The organism is Gardnerella sp. DNF00550 (assembly GCF_049262685.1).
GTDB lineage: Bacteria > Actinomycetota > Actinomycetes > Actinomycetales > Bifidobacteriaceae > Bifidobacterium > Bifidobacterium leopoldii.
In genome coordinates this window covers 137,049-159,585 of record NZ_CP058397.1, presented here as the reverse complement: position 1 = coordinate 159,585, position 22,537 = coordinate 137,049, and the positions used below count along the sequence as shown (strand labels likewise).

Below are 22,537 nucleotides of genomic sequence, written 5' to 3'. Positions count from 1 at the left end.
GCGCTTAACTATACATTGCGCTTGCAACAAAGCGTGCATAAGTTACGCAGTAATCGACGCAAATCTGCGCAAGTTTTCTACAATGCGAATCATGCGCTTATCCATCACTTTGCCGCCAAGAATTACGCCAACAACCAACACAACAAATCCGTTTACTACGAACAGAATGCATGCAATCCACAAAAGATTCGTGTTAATAGCCAAAAACGTCATAGCTGCAGCAATAGACGGAATCATGCATACTGCAGAAAGAAGCGAAAAACCTATTGGAGCAAAAGATCTAGCGCCTGCAGAACCTTGCGGCCTAGAAAATGGCTTTTCGATTGACGCTACAGGGTACATTGCTATGCACGAAGAAATTAAGCCAATGCCTATGGTCGCAAAAGCTACTCCAATTGGAGAAAGAGTTTGGAACATAACTGCATTCATATTTTGCTTAACATTTGCTACAAAGAAAAGGAAAGCGTAAACCCCTATTCCAAGAATTGCAAAGTACACAGCGCAAATCACGGACCAAACTATTGCGTGCGCTAAACGATCGTGCAAACCTTTTACTCCAATAATCGCGTGCATAGTAAAAGCTGTGCCATCGTATGCAATATTGTTTCCAACAACCATGCCCATAAGCAAAGCAGCATACATAAGCCAGCTAGAAACGCCTATATCCTGTGCTATAGAACCAAATCCTTTAGCATTAAAACTAGTTCCTCCTGCAACTATCAGAATAAAAAGCGGCGTAAGAAGCAAAAATAGTTGACGCATATCTCTTCTCATAACGCTAATAATTCGCGCAATAATCGCACCGACTGTGTTGTCTGGAACTGCTGCAAAGAAGCCGATTCCCTTAGTTTTAACAACTGTTTTTTGCTCACCGCGAAGTAGCTTAGGCTCTAATTTTGCGCAAAATACAGAGATTGCAAAGCAAGCAGCAATCGTTAGTACGCAAATAAAGAAGCGAATAACAAGCGCAAGCCAATTGCCATTAATGGCGTCAAGAGGCAAAGCCATAGCAGCACTTAATGGAGTAAAAGCGGACGCAGAGCAAAAACCTAAGCCAAACACAATTCCTCTTGGACTTTTGTTACCAATATTCATAGTGGAAACAAAAATCATATACGCTACAAAAATAGCAAAGTAAAAAATGTTTCTTGAACGCTTGTTTATTAAAATAGTATCCAAAAGCTCAATAAGCATTTTGCTTAAAGACACGATTGTTGCAACGTAAAGCGGAGCTGCAATTACGCTTACTAAAACCGGCACAATCCCAAAGTTTCTGTACGCTAAAGACCACAAAGCAAGCGCGATTGTGCAGCTTATTGAAAGCGCTCCAAAAAGGGAGCCAAGAAGCATACCAGCTTGCTGCTTTACGTAGGGAATGCCGTAAAGCGCAAAACTACGCGACTTTAGTGTTGTGTCACTGCCGAACATAAATAGGTTTATAAACAGCGTAAAAATTGACACAATCGACGCAACCATTATTGGAGCGAACTGAAATTCCTGCCAATTTTTAGTATCTGCAAGCATTCCTGGATTAAGATACTTTCCTGCTTGCCAGCCCGCAAAACCAAGAGCGCATATAATCGCAAGTCCAAAAACAATGACTATACCAAAGCCGATTTTTTGCCAAATCGACTTTCGCATAACGGAAAAAGTAAGCGCCCAGCGAAGGCGAACCATGGTAAAAATCATAGACATTATGGCCATCCTTATTAGGCGTTGAGATTAGCAGACTCGGTAGAAGCGACAGCAGCGTTATCAGACTTGCCGCCGTTAAGCCAATCAATGCGCGCAGCCGCGTGACGTCCGCCAACAAGCTCCATAAAGCGATCTTCAAGATCTTTGCCCTGAGCCACCTCTTCAAGAGTGCCAGAAGCTGCAACATGACCTTCGTTAATAATCGCCACGTGCGAGCACATTTTTTCAACCAATTCCATAACGTGCGAAGAAATAATCACCGTACCGCCAGTAGAAACATACTCGGCGAGAATATCCTTCAAATTTGCGCTAGAAACAGGATCAACTGCCTCAAAAGGCTCGTCCAATACAAGTACGCGAGGGCTGTGAATCATAGCTGTTGCAAGGCAAATCTTCTTAGTCATACCAGTTGAATAGTCAGAAACCATAGTGTTTGAAGCTTCTGTTAAGTCGAAAGCAGAAAGCAAATCGTTTGCACGCTTTACGGATTCTGCGCGACTCATATCGCGAAGCATGCCAGCGTATGTTAAAAGTTGAAGGCCGGTAATCGTCTTAAAAATCTCATCGGCTTGAGGCATTAAACCGATTGCGCGCTTAGCACTATTTACATCGCTCCAAACGTCATTGCCAAAGATCGAAGCTGAGCCAGCATCCGGCATAAGCAAGCCCGTAAGCATTTTAATCGTAGTGGTTTTGCCGGCACCGTTCGGACCTACCAATCCGTAGAAAGAGCCTGCTGGAATGCTCAACGAAAGATTATCTACAGCAACTTTCTTGCCAAAAGTCTTAACAAATCCGCGAATAGAAACCGCTGGAACATCTGCATTGCTATCGCTAGCATCACTCGAATAAGTGTTTGCGCCAAAAACCGGAACGCTGCTAGCAAAAGCATTTCCGGACGGATATTCAGACGGAATAGAATCTACCATAAGAACCTCGCAGTATACAGATAAACGCACGCATCGCGCCACAATGCTACGCAAGCAAGCGTTTACATAGAGGTTTCTATTATCTCATACTCGCAATCTTTGCGCAATCACAACGCCATCAGCCGCCGCACTCACCACCCCAAATCCTCCTACCATCACACCAGATCACTGTTCCGTACGCTACCTTCACTGTACTAATATTCGTGTGGTAGAGATTTGAGATTTTTCGCACTGAGCGCGGCGAACGTCAGAGCCGCAGGCTGCTGATTCGCCAAGCGAAGAAGAAAAATCGAAAAATCTCTGCGATAAGATGAGGTTATTAATGGTTAGCACGCAGAGTTTGGGGGATTTCTCTACGAGCGCTAAAAGAGGACTGATGGAGCAACATTCTTTAAAGAAAGGCGAACACAATAAACGCCTTTAACAGTCAAAGCGACTGAAGGACGGGACGCGCGAGGAGAAAAATCCCCCAAAACTCGCTCCACACTATAGAATTTCATTCTTTCACTCAGCGACCGGTATGCTGAATCGGCTTCCACTCGCTCTTTGAGAAAATAGCTTGGAACGCAATAGGCACGTACGAAAGCATAAAAATCGGGAAGCTAAGAGCGTACGCAAACAGCTCCTTATTCGTGGCCCCAAGCTTATCGTGTTCAACCAAAATAGTGAGTGACACAAATATCATCATGCCTAAAACGCTTGTAACAGTAGTGGTAATGAAATTAATCATTGAAGAAATTTGACTCATCCATGTTACGAATCCAAATGCGGCAAAAATAAAACCAAGTATTATTCTTGCAACAGCCAAAACCATAAACGGGAAAAGCATAAGCGTAAAATCAACCGACGAAAAATCTCTTTCGCGAATACCATGTCGAATAAGAGCTGCTCCATAGTAACGAAATACTTGCAAGAATCCCTTGCTCCAACGAAGACGCTGCCTCCAGCTCTGCCTAAACGACACAGGCTGTTCGTCATATAATACTGCAGAACCGCAATATCCAACTTTGTCTCCGTGAAGAATAGCGTCCATAGTGAATTCAAGATCCTCAGTAAGAAGATGGAATTTCCATCCGCTATTTCTGTGCATAATCTCACGCGAGAACATGAATCCAGTTCCACCAGCATGGCAACTCGAACCGAATAGCATTCGAGAGTTGTTAGTAAATCGCGATTCTCGAATAAACCAAAGTGCAGAGCCGGAAGAAACCCAATTATCTGAAAGATTCACGGAATTACGGTAGCTAGTTAAAATTTGATATCCTGCGTGGAAACCTTTATTCATTTCCTCAAAATAATGCGGATCAAGTTTATTGTCTGCATCGAAAACAAAGTACGCGTCATAAACTTTATCCGCACCAATTTTCATAATATGATCGAGGAGATAGCTGAGCGCATAACCTTTACCAATATGCTCTTTATCAAAACGTTCAATTACGTTGCATCCGCAATTGCGACCAACTTGCGCAGTAGAATCAGTGCAATTATCTGCAACAAGCCAAATATCAATAAAATCTTGTCTATATGTTTGAGTTTGAATGCAATGAATAAGATTACCTATAACAGCTTCCTCATTGCGCGCAGAAATAAGCACAGCATAATGCTTATCCATTGGCGCTTCAGGAAAAACAATAGGCTTAGCGAATAAAGATGCAACGGCACAAACACCTTGATACACAACACCGCTTATGCCAATAAGTATTACTAGTACATCAAATATTGATAGAAGAATCATCGCTTCCATCCGCTCCGTGGATTATTTTTTACGTTACTTTTACTATTTTTTGTATTGTTTACTATTTTAGACTCGCCTACTTGCAATTTTGCTTTAGGAGAATCCTTATTTTCAGAATCTACTTTACGCTTTGCAATATCTTTATTTACGGCATCTAATATTTCGCGCGAAATTGGCATTGTTGCCAATACATCAGTTTGATCAGAATCGTTAGAGGAAACTTTACTACTATTCGCATCGTCAGAATCTGACACATAAGCTTGCTTATACCAATATAAAATATCCTCGTTCAGAGAAATGCGAGAGCTTGTGCCTTTCATTACACGATGAACACTTTCACTCATTGGATTCATGAACTTACGGCCAATCGCCTCAACGCAACGAACAATAATAGAAGTGTGATCAGGGTGAGGATCGTTCATAAGCGGAGAAGAAACTAAACTATATTGCTTCGTGCATACTCTAAAAATTGCTTGCAAACTTGCAGTCACAGGCAAAGCCAAAAATGCTCCAAGAGCACCAAATACAGCGCCCATTACAAGAACTGAAATAAAAGCTACTGCAGGATTCAGATCCATAGTCTTTTCGGAAATCTTCGGCGAAATAATCATGTTCTCAATTTGCTGATAAATCGTAATAAAAATTAATGTTGCAACAGCCGCACCAAAACCATTGGAACCCCACGCAACCAAGATAGGCAAAGCTCCACCCAAATAGCCACCAATTGTAGGCACAAACTGCGAAACAATTCCGCAGAATAAGGATAGCGGAAGCCAATACGGTATATTCATCACAATAAGGAAAATTGCGGTACCCACTGCGTTAATCGCTGCCAAAATAATTCGCGAAAATAAGAAGCTCGAAATCTGCTCTTGAACAACTGACCAAATAAATAGGAAACGACGCTGAGCTTGCGGATTCATCCAACGGCACATGCTACGACGCATAGCCGGACCTGCTGCAGAAATGTAATACGTAACCATAATAATGGTAAGCAAATCAAGCAGAACAGTCATCAATCCCCATGTTGTGTTAAGTGCTTGGCCAGCAAAATCAACAACCCAAGATGTTTGCACATGCTTCAAAATTTCCATGCCAAGCTGCTCAATATTAGGCATTTTAAAACCGGTATAGTGAAGCACAAAATTTGCAAATTGATTGTATAAATCAGGCAAGCCCATAACCATTGAAACAACCTGCTGAGCAAATAAATTACCAAACAAAGCAAGTAGCAAGCTAATTACAACAAGCAAGCCCGTTAGCGTAAAGCCAGAAGCAACTCCTCGCCTCCAACCATGCTTAATTAACCGGACAACAAGCGGTTCCATTGCGAGCGCAATAAAAATAGAAATCACAACATCGAAAACAATGAATGAAATGCTATTCCAAGCGAACCATAGGAAGATGGACACAAAAGTAACAATTGCAACGTAAATAAGTGCACGACCTAGCCAATCTGGCGGCCTTCTATCATCGCCTTTGGCTGGGAAAAGTGAAGCTAAATCTAGCTTATTTTCACTTTCCTTAATATGCTCATGCATCTTATATTCATGCATTTCTTGCTCTTGGTAATTCATAGGTACTATTGTAACTGCGCGAACTGATGAATGCGAATTAGCGGCATGTAGTATTGATTTATTCGCATCTACGCAACTACACGTAACATTATGTAACACAAACGTAACGAGATATTCGAGTCGCTGAAATCCAAAATGGCATTCATAGTCATAAACTCATTACTGGGTTTTTTAAGAAAGGAATGGTGGCCATGACCACTTTGCAAACTAAAGAAGATGCCGCAGCCCTTATTGAAAAGGAAGGCATTGAATACGTATCCGTACGATTTACTGATTTAATTGGCGTTCAGCAGCACTTTACTGTTCCTGCTGATGAGTTCTTGCACAGTGCTTTCACTGATGGAATGGCGTTCGATGGTTCTTCAATGCAAGGCTTCCAGGCTATTAACGAATCAGATATGAAGCTTATTCCAGATGTTGACACTGCTTATATTGACCCATTCCGTAAGCATAAGACTCTGAATGTTGCTTTCTCTATTGTTGATCCTGTAACAGATGAGCCATATTCTAGGGATCCTCGTCAGGTCGCTATTAAAGCAGAGTCTTACTTGAAGTCCACTGGCATTGCTGACACTGCAAGCTTTGCTCCTGAAGCTGAGTTCTTCATTTTTGATAAGGTGCGTTTTGCTAACGACATGCAACGCTCCTTCTATGAGGTTGATTCTAACGAAGCTCCTTGGAATTCCGGAATTGACACTGAGGATGACGGCAGCAACAATATTGGTTTTAAGAACCGCGTAAAGCACGGCTACTTCCCTGTGCCACCAGTAGATCACAATCAGGATTTGCGCGATGACATGGTTTGCAATTTACAAAAGGTCGGCTTGATTCTTGAGCGTTCTCACCACGAAGTCGGCGGTGCAGGTCAGCAGGAAATCAACTACCGTTACAATACGCTTGTTCATGCTGGCGACGATTTGATGAAGTACAAGTATGTGGTTCATGAAACTGCTGCTTTAGCTGGTAAGGCTGCAACATTTATGCCAAAGCCAATTGCTGGAGATAACGGCACCGGCATGCACTGCCATCAGTCGCTTTGGAAGGATGGCAAGCCATTGTTCTATGCAGAAACTGGCTACGCTCAACTTTCTGATATTGCACGTTGGTACATTGGCGGCTTGATTAAGCACGCTTCTTCTGTGCTTGCATTTACGAATCCTTCGCTTAACTCTTACCATCGCTTGGTTCCAGGATACGAAGCTCCAGTCAACTTGGTTTACTCTGCTCGTAACCGTTCTGCAGCTATTCGTATTCCTCTTGCTGGTACGGAACCTGCTGCTAAGCGAATTGAGTTCCGTGCACCGGATCCTTCATGCAACCCATTCTTAGCATTCTCCGCTCAGCTTATGGCAGGTTTGGATGGTGTTGTTAACCATATTGAGCCTCCTGCCCCTGTTGATAAAGATTTGTACGAGCTTCCTCCAGAGGAGCATGACGGCATTAAGCAAGTTCCTTCTTCACTTGGTGAGGCTTTGCAAGCTTTGGAAGAGGATCACGACTTCCTTATGCAAGGCGACGTATTTACTAGCGACTTGATTGAAACTTGGCTGAATTTGAAGCATGAGGAAATGGATATGGCGCGCTTGGCTCCAACTCCACTCGAGTATGAGCTTTACTTCCACATCTGATTTGTAGTTAAGTTCTTCTAGCCAATAAGCCGACTCTACGATTTCGCAGAGTCGGCTTATTGTTTTGCGCGACGACCTGCCTGAGCGCTGCGATTTAGCGCGCGAAGGCAACTCGGAGCGGACACTCGCTTAAGTTGGAAGTCCAGTGGACTTCCAACGCGAGTTTCGTAAGCGAGCGCAATCTGCGCCATTAACGAAAAAACGGAAACATGCGTTACGCGCGCAGCACGACGACTGCACGCGTGTCCGAATAACAGGATTAAGAGACCATAACGCAGCGCGCCAACTGCACGAGTGTCCGAAACTCGCCGATTCGTGCGCTCAAGCAGATTGTCGCGTTAGCTGTTTATTTTTTAGCACGTATTTTACATCAGCTTGAGATGCGACCTTCGAATCATGAGTAACAACAATCACACATTTGCCATGCTCTCTAGCAGCTTTTTTTAATATTGCAATAACTTCTTTAGTTGTTGCAGGGTCAAGACTTCCAGTAGGCTCATCAGCTAAAATTACCGGCGCAGAAGATACTAAAGCTCGTCCAATTGCAACACGCTGCTGTTGACCACCAGAAAGTTTAGTGACGTTACGATTTGCTTCTTCTTCAGTTAACCCAAGATCTATTAGCACTTGAACATCAGCATGTGAATTTACTAATCGCAAATTTTCTAATGGCGTCAAATAGTCAATAAGATTAAAATTCTGGAAAACAAGTGAAATATGTTTTTTGCGATGCTCAACATATCCTGTTTTTGCAATATCCTCACCATTGAACAATACTTCACCTTTATAAGGAGTATCTAATCCAGCTAAAAGTGAGAGCATAGTAGACTTTCCTGCTCCAGAAGCTCCCATGATACTGTACATTTTGCCAATTTCGAAATCTGCATTCACGTCATTTAATACCGCAATATTTGCAGGTCCGTAAGTGTACTTCACATTTTTTAATTGCAATAAAGCCGACATAATAAGCTCCTTATTTTTACATAATTTAAATATGATTTATACGATTTGTTCCATTTATGCGATTGCGCTTTTAGTAGAAAATTCGCATACGCAACTACATTTCTGCTAACTCATGGCACTTAGTATTTGCCGAGGCTTCTTTATTAATATTGGCAGCACTGCAACAAGTAATGCGACTATTGAAATAAGCAAACCAATAACAAAAGCAGCAAGAGTTTGCAGCAATGGCAATACTGGCATACCATCCGCAATAAATGACGAATCAGCACTATGCAAAATCACAGAACCAATAACGCCAGAAAAAGCAGCACCAAAGCCTAGCGAAATGACGAATGACACAATGTTGAGTATCACTATTTCAACAAGCAATTGACTAACTATTATTGCTCTAGATAATCCAATAGACATAAGTACGCCAATCTCGTGCATACGTCCTCTAACCCAGAACACTAATACAAGTCCAAGCACTAAAATACCAACAAAACTTAGTGCCACAAAAATCATTCGCACAAGTTGTTGCACAGAGTTAACCGAGCTTATTACATCAGACAATTGCGAAGCATTCTGCTCTACATCTGCCCACTTGCCAGCAATACTTTTAGCCTCCCGTATTGCACTAGCTAATAAATCAGAATGCTCAACAACACAACGCAAAACACTTCGATTAGAAGAACCCGCCAAAGACAACGCAGAACTTAAGTCAGTAAATATGCGGTTTTCTGACGTATCCGAAGGAAGCGCTCCTTTAGTTTGCAATTTGCCGGCAAAAATGCCAACAACGCGAACTTTTACATTAAACCCCTGCTTAAGAATTATAGTAGAACCAATCTTAAGATTATTTTTCTTAGCAAAATCACGATGCACTATTGCGCTACTTACAGAACGATTAGTAATATGCTCACCCTGTTCTAAACGGTACAATCCTTCTTGAAAACCTTGAGATAATCGAGAATTTGTTGTGCCAGTAATTCCAGCAGCATGAGCCAAAACATCATCGTCTAGTCTAGGACCCTGCGCAGAAAGCACAAGTTGCTTTCCAACAGGCACAGCTAAAACATCGCGCTCTTCCACTACAGTTTTTACGCTCGAAATCGCAGCAAATTTACGAATTTGACTAGAGTCAATTCCTTCATTTGCGCCCAAATCTTGAGGAATTGAGGAACTAGATGTAGCAGTAGCAGAATTAGAATTTGCATTACTTTGCTCTGGAAGAGTTTCACCTCGAGTTTTTGCTCGTACAGTAAAACCTAAGCCAATACTGGATTGAATACGATCCCTAGCACCCTCAACAGAAGCACTGATACCAGCTTGTGAAACTAGCGCACTTAAAACAAGAGTCATAATCAGCACAATTATTGCGTTACGTCGAGGTTTGCGCAATATTGCAAGTTTCGCTCGAGCACATAAAGAAATTACTTCACCATTCATAATGTTACTCACTAACTTTTCAAATAACTTTCATACGACGAATTATGAAAACTATGCCGCCAAACAGCATAGTTCTACTTTTGCAATCCGAGGAGCTCACGAGGAGATTTGCATATAATTGGCAAATAAGACAACACAACTGCAATAACGATTACTGCACCAACAATTGTAGAAACTCCGACAAAACACTGAGCGTCTACTTGTACGCTAAGTGTTTCCAAAGTTTTTGTTGCCAAAGTTGATTCAAGATTTCCACCAGCTTGACCCATATTACTCAATTCACGGGCGGCTGATGATTGCACAGAGCCAAGAGCAACATTAGCCATCAACGGAGCTATAACTTTTGCAAAAAGGTAACCCACAATCAACGAAGGTATTGAAATAAGCACAATCTCAGCAAGATATTGACCAACTATAGATAATTTGCCAGTGCCAATTGCAACAAACACACCAATTTCATTACGTCGCTCATTCATCCACAGCAAAAGCACTAATGCCAAAGCAATAATAGCGAATGATACAACAGCAATTGTTGTAACAGTCATTATTGAGCGCACTCCCTTTGCTGCTTTCAACAAACCAGAAACGAACTGATCGTCACGAGTTAGTTGATAGTTTTGCAAATCAATAGGCAATTTCGCAGCTTGAGACATAATATTATCCGCATCCTCGCCGCGCTTTATTCTAAAACTTGCATCCTGATATATTTCTTTTCCAGGCTTATATTTATATAATTCGCGAGTAGTTTGCAAATCCGTATACACGGTATTAGCTGTCAATTCCGCCCTAGTTGCGACTTGACGCTTATTTGCTCCGGCATAAATTCCAACAATACGAGTTTTTACTGTTGCTGTTGATTGTTGAATATTGTCAGCATCGTAAGGATTAGCGCGAAGTGTAAGAGTATCTCCTACATGTAATCCGTTAGCTTTAGCGAGATCTTCATGAATTAGTGATGCATGAACGTTGTTAGCAATAAGATGCTTGCCTTTAGACATAGTTATTGCTTTTGTTTTAAAAGTATTTAAACCAGTAGAGTCATTCGTTCCTTCAATATTAACGGCATTCCCAAACTGCTGTTCACGCTTATTGTCATACTCTTGTACGCCTGGAATTCTTGCCGCTTTAGCATTAACTAAATCCGCTGTTACATTTTGTCGAACAACGTAGGAAGCAATTCCATTTAACTTTGCAATTGCCTGTACATCTTTAGGTTTTACAGTTCCAGCTCCTCTAGGAGTTCCAGGGTTTATTTGAGGGTTATTTGCGAGCACAAAACTAGACTCTGCTTGCGCTTCAACTTTTTCTCCTTCTCTACCTGCAGCATTTGAAACTGCAGAAGTAGAAAATAACAATGTCGAAATAAGAAATACAATAATGAAAACTATTGCTGTTTTTATTCGTTTCCTCAGAATGTAGCGTATTGCACGAGAGATAAACGTCATCGACTACCTTTCTTCATTGAAAATTGCTTGTATATCAACCTTTAAATATACGGACTACCAGTATAACATATCCATACTGAAAAATGCGTTTAGTGTCATACTTTACAATGCGCAAATCTACCAGTGCGCAAATCTACGCTATAAAAAAAATTCCCCTCTGCAAAACAAATTGTAGAGGGAAACTTTTATTCGTATTTAATGCGCCTTTAAATTTTGCACATTCGTTAGGTTTAGTCTTGGTTAAAATCTATTACTAGCTTATTATCTTTAATACTAAACTTTCCATAAACATAACCACTATTTCTAGTGTGCGAGTCTCTCCAATCACTATCATCATCATCGTCCTTATAGCGATAAGTAATGTCTACACCAACCTCATCGCTCTGAAAAGTTCCTGACGACATGTTAACTTGATCCAACATAGGAGTGCTATTAACACTACGCTTAATATTGTCATATTTATAGCTGGTATAGTAACTAAAGCTTGCAAATCTACAACTCTCTGGAACATCAGTTTCAGTTGACGCTACACATTTATCGACATGCTTTTGAATAGCCTTAGTAAGCTCATCCTTTAATGTTTCTGTAGCTTCTAGTTCTAACACTGCAGATTCCGAACTATCTTTTTCGCTAATTGACGCGTCAGCAGAATTTGTGGTCCACAGTTGCGAACTTTTTGCAGATTCAATATGGTAAGCACCAGGATACACTGGAAGTCTATATTCTGTAGCTGATGTATATACTGAATAACCGTATTCTGAACTGTAGCTTTCACCGTCATATTTCGGCGATTTTTTGAGAGTAGACAAATTTATTTCAGAATCATTAACTTTTATTTTATCAACTTCATTTGGCACAGTTATGGTAATGTGACCAAATGGTGGATATTGAACTTTATAAGAGTCAAAGAATAGCCACTGTTTGCCAGCTGGTACAAGGCTTATTACTGCCGAAGCATCACTATTGCCAATTTTGTAAGAAAGCTTAAATGAATTGTATGGGCCACTATCAACACTCATGTAAGACATATGATTCTTGGAAGCTCTGCCTATTGCGCTTGTAAGTAAGGCACGATAATTTTCTGGAACTTTAGAAGAAGACCAATCTGTCATATTGTTAGCTTCATCAAAATTGCCTTCTTGCAAAGACTTCACATAACGTTGAATTGTTGCTTGTGGAGAATACACATTCTGTTGAATAACTGTATAACCTATACCAAGAACCACAATAACAATGCCAATTACAATAAGCATAATTTTTGTGCTGTGTTTCATAGGCGTGCTTCTCACAACATTACCTGCTACGAAATTAGGATTAAACGAATCAGGAGCATAATATTCTGTAGGCTGATTTTGCGAATAATCCTGCTGATTATAGTACTGTTGATTTGAATAATCCTGCTGTTCATAAGTATTTTGACTGCTATAAACAGGCTGAGGATAAGCTTGCGTGTTCTGCTGAATGAACTGCGTTTGTTGTACATCGTTCATTTGATTTTGCTGATATTGAGCACTTTGCATTGGCTGATAACTTGAATTAGCTTGCTGCGGCACAAGACTAGCTCCACAAGATGAGCATACTATAGCTCCATAAGCATTTTGACTGTTGCAATATGGACAATTCATATATTTCTCTCCGTATATTTTTACAAAATAAGCCTAGCAGACAAGACTGCTAGGCTTATGACTTATTAGATATATTTACTTAAATAAATTAGCTAGGTCTTGTGCTTTATTCATAAGATTATTCGAAGGAACCAAGGAATTAACCATAGCAGTATTGATTGCAGCAACGATAAATATTGCAACAATTCCAATCAAGATAAAGATAACCCACATCCACTCACGATCAAGCTTACCCTTGTAGTGTGCAGTTGCCATAAACGATACAGGAATGAGCATCAATAATACCAAGTAAAGTGTGTGCAAAGACATAGATGGAACTTGCAAAACAGCACTAGGATTATTCATTAACAATGAGATGTCTGAATTGCTGTAGATTATAGATGCAACTAAAGAATCACTGCCTTCTACTTTTCCTTTAAAGTAATTCATAACAGGAATAGATGGAGCAATGAAAGTCAAAATCACTGAAACAATTTGCAAGCCTAAAAGCGGTACGAGTTTCTGAGCAAAAAGAACGTGAAGCTGAGCTGGCGAAACCTCTTCACCAAACATCTTCATGCCAAGCAAAGCTACACCGTATACAGCGTATACGGTAATCATTCCAATAACAAACTTATAGAAGAATAGTGTAAAAGGCACACCAGGAGTTTGCTGTCCAGCGAACTTAGATACAAGTTCCAAAGCAGTGCTATTAGAAGCATTGTAGAAAGAAAGCGAAGAGAAATATGCTTGGAAACCAAACAGCAAACCAGAAATCACAGAAATTAAAACTGCGTAAATATTAGATACGCGATACCTCTGAGAAGGATTCTTAAGAGCAGTTACTAACCAACGGAAGAAGTTCATCATCTGTTCAGCATTAAGCTGGTTTGAAATTTGGCTATAGTGCGAAACGCCTGGAGTATTTGGGCGATTCTGCATACCCGGCATTCCTGGCTGAGCTGGCATACCCTGCTGAGCATATGGATAGCCTGGACGTTGCATATTTGGCATACCCTGCTGAGGCATACCCTGCTGAGGCATTCCTGGCTGAGCTGGCATACCCTGCTGAGGCATACTAGGACGCGCAAACTGAGGAGCATGCTGCGCAATAGGCTGAGCAGGCGCCGGCTGAGCTGGTGTAGGCTGAACATGCACTTGCTGAACAGGCACTGGCTGAGCTGGAGCATGTTGAACAGGTACTGACTGAACAGGTGCCGGCTGAGCAGGTGTTGGCTGAACAGGTGCCGGCTGAACGGGTGCCGGCTGAGCAGCCTCAAACTTGTTACCACAACCCTTGCAGAATTTTGCAGTATCAATATTCTGGGTACCGCATTGAGCGCAAACTTTCACTCGTCTCTCCTTTGTTAATGGAACAGATCCCATAAATTTGCTAACCGAAAAATGTTTAACAAACCACTTGCGCTCAATTCTATTACTAAAAGCACACAAAACAAACCAGACGTAACAAAAAAGTGCTTGTTTGAAACAAAAAATTCTATAAACACGACATAAATCAGTAAAAAATACGACGCAAAAATAGAAAAACAGAAAAATATAGTCAGTATCTATTAATCAAAAACAAAATCAAATTAATAAATAAATTGACAATAAAACCTAGATAGCAAATCCCAAAGTGCGAGCCGCCGCCACTGGAACTGCTTCATCTGCCCAATAATCCTCAAGGTTCTCATCAGTGGAAAGTGAACGCATTTCTGCACGATCAATATAAAGTTCACCACGAAGATGATCTGTTTCGTGCTGGAAAATACGCGCAGGCCAACCATGCAAACGCTCGGAATGTTGTTTGCCGTCCTCATCCTGCCAAGTAGCCTGAATATCAAGCCAACGTTGACGTACAGCCTGATAGCCGGAAACGCTTAAACAACCTTCATAAAAACTACGAGTTTGCGTACCAATAGGCTCATAATGAGGGTTAATAATAGCTCTAAACGGAAGCTCTGCGATGTCACGAGGATCGTCCTCATCATCACGAACATGATCTTCAATAACAGCAATAGCAAGACCAAGACCAATTTGAGGAGCAGCTAAACCAACTCCCGGAGCTTCCAACATTGTGCTATGCATTAACGAAATTAGCTTAGTAAGAGTTGCACGTGTAAGCTGACCATCATACGCAACAGTACGCTGGCGAAGAACAGGCTCACCTGCCTGCACAATCGGCAAAATGCCGTCTTCTGTAGCGGAATCAAGCAAGCGCTCAACAGCGCGACTGAGCTTAGTATCAACACTTGCGTGATGCGTAAACATAGGACTCCTTTTCACCGTTTTAAATAACGCGCATAATAACGCGAAAATATACAAAATTTACATGCCGCGAGCAGAATTTGAAAGCAGCACTAAAGATATAAGTGTATCAAAATTATTTGCGCACTGCTAGAGCCGACTGAGATGTAAGCAAACAGAGAACGCAAAAGTAAGCAAACTTATAACTTCAGATTATCAACCACAACTTGAGCAAGACGAGCGCAAACCTCATCCGCCTGAGTTTGAGTTGCAGCCTCGCACATAACGCGCACAAGAGGCTCGGTGCCGCTAGGACGCAAAAGCACGCGACCTGTATCTCCAAGAAGTTTCGATTCTTTCTCAACAGCTGCAAGCACAGCTGCGTTAGTTTTCGAAGCCATTTTATCTACATTTGGCACATTTACAAGAGCTTGCGGAAGCTGTGGGAAGTCTGCAGCCATTTGCGAAAGTTTCTTGCCTGAACGCACAACTTCACGGCACAAAGTCAAAGCAGTAAGCGTACCGTCGCCGGTGGTTGCAAATTCGCGATTAATAACGTGACCAGACTGCTCGCCGCCGAGCGAATAATCGTGCTTGAGCATTTCTTCAAGAACGTAGCGATCGCCAACGTTTGTTTGCACTGTTGCAATATCCATATCTTTAAGAGCAAGTTTTAAGCCAAGATTGCTCATAACTGTAACTACAAGAGTGTCATGATTAAGCTTGCCTTCAGCCTTTTTAGCGCGAGCAAGAATACCCATAATTTGATCGCCATTAACCATATTGCCGTTTTCATCGACAGCCAAGCAGCGGTCTGCGTCGCCATCAAACGCAACACCTAAATCAGCCTTAGAAGCTTTAACCATAGCTTGTAACTGCTCAGGATGAGTCGAGCCCGCATGATCGTTAATGTTGTAGCCGTCAGGAGATGCGTTAATAACTACAACTTCTGCACCAGCGCGGCGCAAAGCCTCAGGAGCAACAACAGAAGTAGCACCATTCGCGCAATCTGCTACAACACGCAAACCTGCAAGCGGCTTTGGGCGCGTAGTAGAAGCGTTACTTAAAGGCGCAACAGCAGAAACTAAATGATCAATATACAAGTTAGTAGCTGTAGTAGTATCATGGCTGACTCGACCTACACCAGCACCAGTTGGACGCTCCCAATCTTGACCAAGCACAGCCTCAATCTCATCTTCCTTGCTATCTGGAAGCTTAAAGCCTCCGCGCGCAAAGAATTTAATGCCGTTATCTGGCATAGGATTATGCGACGCAGAAATAACAGCACCCATTTCAACGTTAAGCACGGAAGTGAGGAAAGCAACGCCAGGAGTTGGGATAATTCCAGCATCGATAACATCAAAACCGCCAGCACTCATGCCAGCAGCGAGAGCAGAAGCTAGAAAATCGCCAGAAACGCGAGTATCTCTACCAATAAGCGCGCGGCGACGAGCGTGAGCGGAGCGAGAAGAAGTATCTGATGACGCTTCTTCTTCTGCAGCAGACGCAACCGCGCTTTTATCTCCCAAAACGCGCACTGCAGCGTCACCTAAATCTAACGCAAGTTGCGCTGTTAAATCGCGATTTGCTAATCCACGCACACCGTCTGTACCAAACATTCTTGGCATAATAAAGCCTCTTTCGCAAAAATCACTTCATCCTGCGCGCAAGCAAACAACATCGCATACTAGCGCGTCACACACTATCCGCAATTCTACTCACTGTTTCGCATAACGCGCTAGCGCAGCAAAGAAGCTTTGCAGTAATGCTCTGCTGAAGTTGATTGCTTATTACTTAGGAGAACACTAACATTCGTGCTAATGCATACACCACACAAGAAACTCCTACAACACACCAACACATAGCTTTGTTTAGCGACTTTAGTTGCAGGAATACCAGTGTGGTAGAGATTTGAGATTTTTCGCACTGAGCGAGGCGAACGTCAGAGCCGAAGGCTGCTGATTCGCCGAGTGAAGAAGAAAAATCGAAAAATCTCTGCGATGAGCACGGTTATTAAAGATTAAACACGCAGAGTTTGGGGGATTTCTCTACGAGCACTAAAAGAGGACTGGGCGCATTGACTTGCCGGAGCGCTTAAAGCGTAGCGCGCGGAGGCACTTCAATGCGGAAACTCGCTTAAGTCGGAAGTCCAGTGGACTTCCAACGCGAGTTTCGCAAGCGAGCGTAGTAAAACGCGAGCTTATCGTTAAAACGTTTAAGAATAAAGCGCCCGAAGGAACGCTCGCGCGGTCTAGGCGCGCTCGCTACTGAGCTTGCGTTGAAAGCACACCGTGCTTTCAACTTGAGCAAGTTCACGCTCCGAGCTGCTTTCGCGCGCACAATGCTGCGCTCAAGCAGGTCGTCGCGCATGCGAGGAGAGAAATCCCCCAAAACTCGCGCCACGGCAAGCAAGTGCGAAAGCATGTCGTCGCGTTGCGCGAGTGTCCGAATTTAGCGCAAAGAAGCGTTGTAATGCTGCACTTTAAGCGTGCGACGCGAAGAATCAAGGCTACCAAGCACCATGCGTCGCAAAGCCTGATCCGCATCAGCATGAGCCTCAAGCCACTTTTCACCGTGCTTAACCAGCTCCTCAACCGGCGCATACACAGGATACAAGCCCTCAATCAGAGCCTCAGCCATATGGAATGTGCGGTTCTTCCAAATCCACTCAACTTCAGCAAAGTAGCGCTCAACATAAGGCTTAACCAAATCGCCTTTAGCTGTGCTTGCAAATCCAGCAACCACAGCGCCCATTTGCATATTCGTCAAATCGAGATTGCGCAAAGCCTGTTCAAAAGCCCAATCCTTAGCTTCTGCAGTTGAGCGAGCTGCACGAGCCTGGTAAGCGTATTCGCGATTCTCAGTCGTGTCGCGCTTTTGAAGTTCCGCGTCAATTCCAGCTTCGTCCAAAGCATTCACGCCTGCGAGCGCAATCAAAATGCTCCAGCGCAAGTCGTTGTCGATTTCCAAGCCTTCCAAACTCACGGAACCGTCGAGCAATCCGTTAGCTACGCGCAAGAACTCAGCATCTCCAACTTCGCCGTATCCAAGATAAGCCTTAACGAGCTGGAATTGCTCGTCGGAACCTGCAGAAGCTGCCAAAGCTAACTGCCACAATTCGTGAGCAACATGCTTTGCGACTTCTGCTTGACGCTCTGGGACAACGTAGTGGCTTGCAGTTACTTTCACTTGACCAAGAGCATAGCGGAAAGTAGTTGATTCGCGCTCAGTTGCCAAAGCTTTAAGGCTGAGTTTCACGAAGCGTTCTGCTGGGAATTCTGCGTCGCGAGTCATGTCCCACAACGCGAGCCAAATAAGTGAGCGAGTCAAAGAATCCTTGAAACGATACAAGTTTTCGGCAGCAAATTCAAGCGACTTTTCGTCAAAACGTAGCTTCGTGTAAGTCAAGTCGTCGTCGTTTACAAGGATAAGTGCTGGCATTTTTTCGCCGCGCGCCTCAACAACTTCCGTCACTTCGCCGTCTACGTCAAGTTCGATTCGCTTTGTGCGCTTAATTTCGCCAGTTGCTTCGTCTACATTGTAGAATCCAACAGCCAAACGGTGTGCGCGAAGAACAGGATGCTCAGCTGGCGCGCTCTGACGCAAACGCAAGGAAGCAATAGTGCCGTCACCTGCTTCTTCGACTTCGGTAGAAATCGTGTTAATTCCAGCCTTTTCAAGCCATTGAGCACTCCAAGCTTTAAGATCGCGGCCGCTTGTAAGCTCTAACTCGTGCAACAAATCGGCCAAAGTTGCGTTGCTGTATGCATGCTTGCTCAAATAGTTATGGATTCCTTCAAAGAACTTTTCGCGACCAACATACGCTACGAGTTGCTTCAATACGGAAGCACCCTTTGCATAAGTGATGCCGTCGAAGTTGACGGAAGTGTCATTCAAATCGTTGATTGGAGCCACGATTGGGTGCGTTGTTGGAAGCTGATCTTGATTAAGTGCCCAGCTTTTTTCGCCGGAATTGAAAGTGCTCCAAGCGTCATGCCATTCGGTTGCTTCAGCAGTTGCAAGAGTAGAAGTGAATTCTGCGAAGGATTCGTTAAGCCACAAATCATTCCACCACTTCATGGTCACGTAGTCGCCGAACCACATGTGTGCAAGCTCATGCAAAACTGTTACAACGCGGCGCTCAGCATAAGCGTCTGTAACTTTGGATTCAAACACGTACTGGTCGCGAATCGTAACCATACCAATGTTTTCCATAGCTCCAGCGTTATATTCTGGCACGTAAATCTGATCGTACTTTGCGTACGGATATGGCACTCCCCAAGTCTTAGCGTAGAAAGCAAAACCTTTCTTCGTAATATCGAACAAGTAGTCAACGTCTTTTGCAAAAGCGTCTTTAAGTGCCTGACGGCAGTACATTGCCATTGGCACTACGCGACCGTCTTCGTTGTCGTAAGTTGTGTGCCACCCAGCGTAAGGTCCTGCGCAAATAGCAGTTAAATAAGAGCTCATCTTTGGAGTTGACTCGAATACCCAGCGCTTCATGCCTTCTACAGTGCCATTTTCCAAAGTGCCTGCTTCAGTTTCGCGTCCTTCCAGCACTGTTTCGCTTTTAACTGGCATGTTGGAAGTCACAATCCAGCTTTCTGGAGCATCAACCGTAAAATCAAAAACAGCTTTCAAATCTGGCTGATCAAATACAGCATAAACACGGCGAGCATCCGGCACTTCGAACTGAGTATATAAATACACGTTTCCGTCAGAAGGATCGACACTTCTGTGCAAACCCTCGCCCGTGTTGGAATACTGGCAGTTTGCTACAACTTCTACGGTATTATGCTCAAGCAAATTTGCAAGCTCAATTCGGCTGTCTGCAAAAACTTTAGAAACGTCAAGATCGGTACCGTTTAACACCACGGATTCTACGCTGTTTGCAATTAAATCGAGGAAGCTTGCGCTACCAGCCTTAGCATCGAACTCAATCTTTGTGCGCGAAGTAAAATCGCGTCCGCCTTTTCCTAAATCGAGCGCAACATCGTAGTGAATTGGCATTTGGATAGCGTCGAAACGCTCTTGAGCTTCTACGCGAGTAAGATTTGCTCCTGGCATATTTTGTACCTTTCTTATTTTTTCTTATTTTTAATTATATTTACGATTATTTTCAGCTATTTACGAATAATCGCGAATATTTTTCTTTATTTTTGATTATTTTTCATTATTCTTGACTATTTTTTGCAATATCCGCAACTACCGGAACGAGCATAGGCTTCCTGCGTAAAGCGCGAGCCACCCAACTGCCCAATGTGCGTCGCATAATTTGCTGCAATTTATAAGTATCGTGCTCGCCGCGCATCATAGCATCTTGCAACTGTTCAACAATTTGATGACGAACCTTCTCAAAATCAGTCTCGTCTTCAGCAACAGCATTCAAGAAAATCTTTGGACCAGAAACCACGTCAGCGTGCTCTGTATCAACTACAACAAAGCTCGAAACGAAACCTTCCGTGCCCAAAATTCTGCGCTTTTCAAGCTCTTCATCTGTAAGCTCACCAACAGAATCACCATCAACATACACGTAACCGCATGGCACAGAACCAACAACTGCAGCATTGCCATGATACAAATCCACAACATCGCCGTCTTCAGCAAGCACAACGTTATTTGGATCAACGCCAGTTTTTACTGCAATCAATCCGTTTGCAACCAAGTGACGATGTTCACCGTGAATTGGCATAGCGCACTTTGGCTTCACAATGTTGTACAAGTACAGCAACTCGCCTTCATTGCAATGACCAGACACGTGAATAGCAGCATTATCTTTGTTAATTACGCGCGCACCCAACTGCACAAGCTTATTAATAACTTTGTAAACCTCATGCTCATTGCCTGGAATAAGCGAACTTGCAAGAATAACAGTATCGAATTCGTTAACAGTAATATCTCGGTGACTGCCATCTGCAATACGCCCAAGCGCAGCCATAGGCTCACCTTGTGAACCAGTGCACATGTATACGAGCTTGTCATCCTGAATATCCTTCGCCTGTTTTAAGTCAACAACAGTATTTTCAGGAATATGCAAGTAGCCTAAATCCGCAGCAATTGACATATTACGAACCATCGAGCGACCAACGAACACAACTTTGCGCCCAAACTTATGCGCAGCGTCAACTACTTGTTGCACGCGATGAACGTGACTTGAGAAGCTAGCAACAATAATTTTGCGCGTAGCTTCAGCAAAAGCGCGATCCAAAGCCGGACCAATCGAAGTTTCAGGCTTCACAAATCCTGGGACTTCAGCATTAGTGGAATCAGCCATAAGCAAATCTATGCCTTGCTCACCTAAACGCCCGAACTCAACTAAATCAGTAATGCGATGGTCAAGAGGAAGCTGGTCAAGTTTAATATCTCCAGTATCAATAAGCGTTCCGGCTGGAGTTTTTACGCACACAGCGAGCGCATCTGGAATAGAATGCGTAACAGTAATAAATTCAAGGTTAAACGGACCGACTTTCATCTTATCGCGACCTTCTACGCGAATAAGCTCCGGATCAATATGATGCTCTTTGCACTTAGCTTCCACAAAAGCAAGAGTTAGCTTTGAACCAATTAACGGAATGTCGGGACGCATTTTAAGAAGGTAAGGCACACCACCGATATGATCTTCGTGACCATGCGTTAAAACCAATGCCTCAACTTTGTCTAAGCGATCTTGAATGTAGTGAAAATCTGGGAGAATCAAATCAACGCCTGGCTGCTCTTCTTCTGGGAATAGCACACCACAATCGATAAGCAGAATATGACCGTTATATTCAATTACGTTCATATTGCGGCCGATTTCACCCAAACCACCAAGCGGTACGATTCGCATTGAGCCTTTACGATACTTTGGCGGCGCAATAAGCGCACCTTCTCTTTGATCGTTAACTACAGGAGGAAGAACATTTCCTGTTCTACGAGTTGATGACTCTGCGTTTTCTGTTTTAGTTTCTTTGTTGAATTTAGCTTTTTTAGTTGATTTAGTTTTAGCAGATTTTACATCTTTAGTAGATACTGATTTAGTTGAAGTATCAGAAGACATTTTTTTATTCACTTTTTTCACCGACTGTCGAATTTGCTTAGACGACGCAGAAGATTCTTGGTTATTAAGAGAACGCATATTATCAGCGTCAGATTGCAACGCATCGCGTACTACTTCAGCAAGAATTTCCTCAGTACGTTCATCATATTCTATTTTCATATTCATCTCACTACATCTTGCGATATTGCGCACTTCTTTCTAGTGTACCGTTAGGACTCAACTCAGCTTTTGTTACTGAAACGGCAGAAAC

At 42.9% G+C, this 22,537-nt stretch carries 14 protein-coding genes; 1 reads left to right on the top strand and 13 read right to left on the bottom strand.

Annotated elements, in window-relative coordinates:
* Positions 1-42: 42 nt before the first annotated feature.
* The 4 genes from HXT29_RS00470 to HXT29_RS00455 form a co-directional block, all read right to left on the bottom strand.
* The gene (locus tag HXT29_RS00470) at positions 43-1,695 is read right to left on the bottom strand and encodes a hypothetical protein (RefSeq protein ID WP_162861590.1); all 1,653 of its coding nucleotides are present in this window, start codon (positions 1,693-1,695) and stop codon (positions 43-45) included.
* A gap of 14 nt (positions 1,696-1,709) precedes the next feature.
* Complete coding sequence (locus HXT29_RS00465; RefSeq protein ID WP_422118376.1) at positions 1,710-2,624, bottom strand: ABC transporter ATP-binding protein; 915 nt, start codon at positions 2,622-2,624, stop codon at positions 1,710-1,712.
* Positions 2,625-3,132: 508 nt separating this feature from the next.
* Positions 3,133-4,359, bottom strand: coding sequence for a glycosyltransferase family 2 protein (locus HXT29_RS00460; protein ID WP_032835541.1), 1,227 nt, complete (start codon positions 4,357-4,359; stop codon positions 3,133-3,135).
* Positions 4,356-5,936 (bottom strand): AI-2E family transporter, encoded by a 1,581-nt coding sequence (locus HXT29_RS00455; RefSeq protein ID WP_422118375.1) that lies wholly within the window; start codon positions 5,934-5,936, stop codon positions 4,356-4,358. Before HXT29_RS00455 ends, HXT29_RS00460 begins: the two co-directional genes overlap by 4 nt.
* Positions 5,937-6,127: 191 nt before the next feature.
* On the opposite strand from HXT29_RS00455, the gene glnA reads away from it, so the two are divergent.
* Positions 6,128-7,564, top strand: coding sequence for a type I glutamate--ammonia ligase (glnA, locus tag HXT29_RS00450; RefSeq protein ID WP_004107300.1), 1,437 nt, complete (start codon positions 6,128-6,130; stop codon positions 7,562-7,564).
* Positions 7,565-7,885: 321 nt separating this feature from the next.
* Here glnA and HXT29_RS00445 read toward each other — a convergent pair whose 3' ends face one another.
* The 9 genes from HXT29_RS00445 to HXT29_RS00405 form a co-directional block, all read right to left on the bottom strand.
* Positions 7,886-8,527 (bottom strand): ABC transporter ATP-binding protein, encoded by a 642-nt coding sequence (locus tag HXT29_RS00445; RefSeq protein WP_004107298.1) that lies wholly within the window; start codon positions 8,525-8,527, stop codon positions 7,886-7,888.
* Positions 8,528-8,632: 105 nt separating this feature from the next.
* On the bottom strand, positions 8,633-9,955 hold the full coding sequence (locus HXT29_RS00440) for an ABC transporter permease (protein ID WP_004107296.1): 1,323 nt from the start codon (positions 9,953-9,955) through the stop codon (positions 8,633-8,635).
* Positions 9,956-10,029: 74 nt separating this feature from the next.
* Positions 10,030-11,400: an ABC transporter permease gene (locus HXT29_RS00435; protein ID WP_004118695.1), complete on the bottom strand. Its 1,371-nt coding sequence runs from the start codon at positions 11,398-11,400 to the stop codon at positions 10,030-10,032.
* Positions 11,401-11,630: 230 nt separating this feature from the next.
* A complete protein-coding gene (locus HXT29_RS00430) occupies positions 11,631-13,025 on the bottom strand; it encodes a zinc ribbon domain-containing protein (protein WP_004107292.1) in 1,395 nt (464 codons plus the stop codon).
* 75 nt (positions 13,026-13,100) lie between these two features.
* The gene (locus HXT29_RS00425) at positions 13,101-14,357 is read right to left on the bottom strand and encodes a zinc ribbon domain-containing protein (protein WP_004107291.1); all 1,257 of its coding nucleotides are present in this window, start codon (positions 14,355-14,357) and stop codon (positions 13,101-13,103) included.
* Positions 14,358-14,621: 264 nt separating this feature from the next.
* Positions 14,622-15,275 carry a peptide deformylase gene (locus HXT29_RS00420; protein WP_004107289.1) on the bottom strand — a complete coding sequence of 218 codons (654 nt, stop codon included), beginning with the start codon at positions 15,273-15,275 and terminating at the stop codon, positions 14,622-14,624.
* 176 nt (positions 15,276-15,451) lie between these two features.
* Positions 15,452-16,879: a phosphoglucosamine mutase gene (glmM, locus tag HXT29_RS00415; protein ID WP_032842554.1), complete on the bottom strand. Its 1,428-nt coding sequence runs from the start codon at positions 16,877-16,879 to the stop codon at positions 15,452-15,454.
* An 823-nt stretch (positions 16,880-17,702) separates the two neighbouring features.
* The gene (gene pepN, locus HXT29_RS00410; RefSeq protein ID WP_422118374.1) at positions 17,703-20,318 is read right to left on the bottom strand and encodes an aminopeptidase N; all 2,616 of its coding nucleotides are present in this window, start codon (positions 20,316-20,318) and stop codon (positions 17,703-17,705) included.
* 106 nt (positions 20,319-20,424) lie between these two features.
* Positions 20,425-22,452 carry a ribonuclease J gene (locus HXT29_RS00405; protein ID WP_422118373.1) on the bottom strand — a complete coding sequence of 676 codons (2,028 nt, stop codon included), beginning with the start codon at positions 22,450-22,452 and terminating at the stop codon, positions 20,425-20,427.
* Positions 22,453-22,537 lie beyond the last annotated feature (85 nt).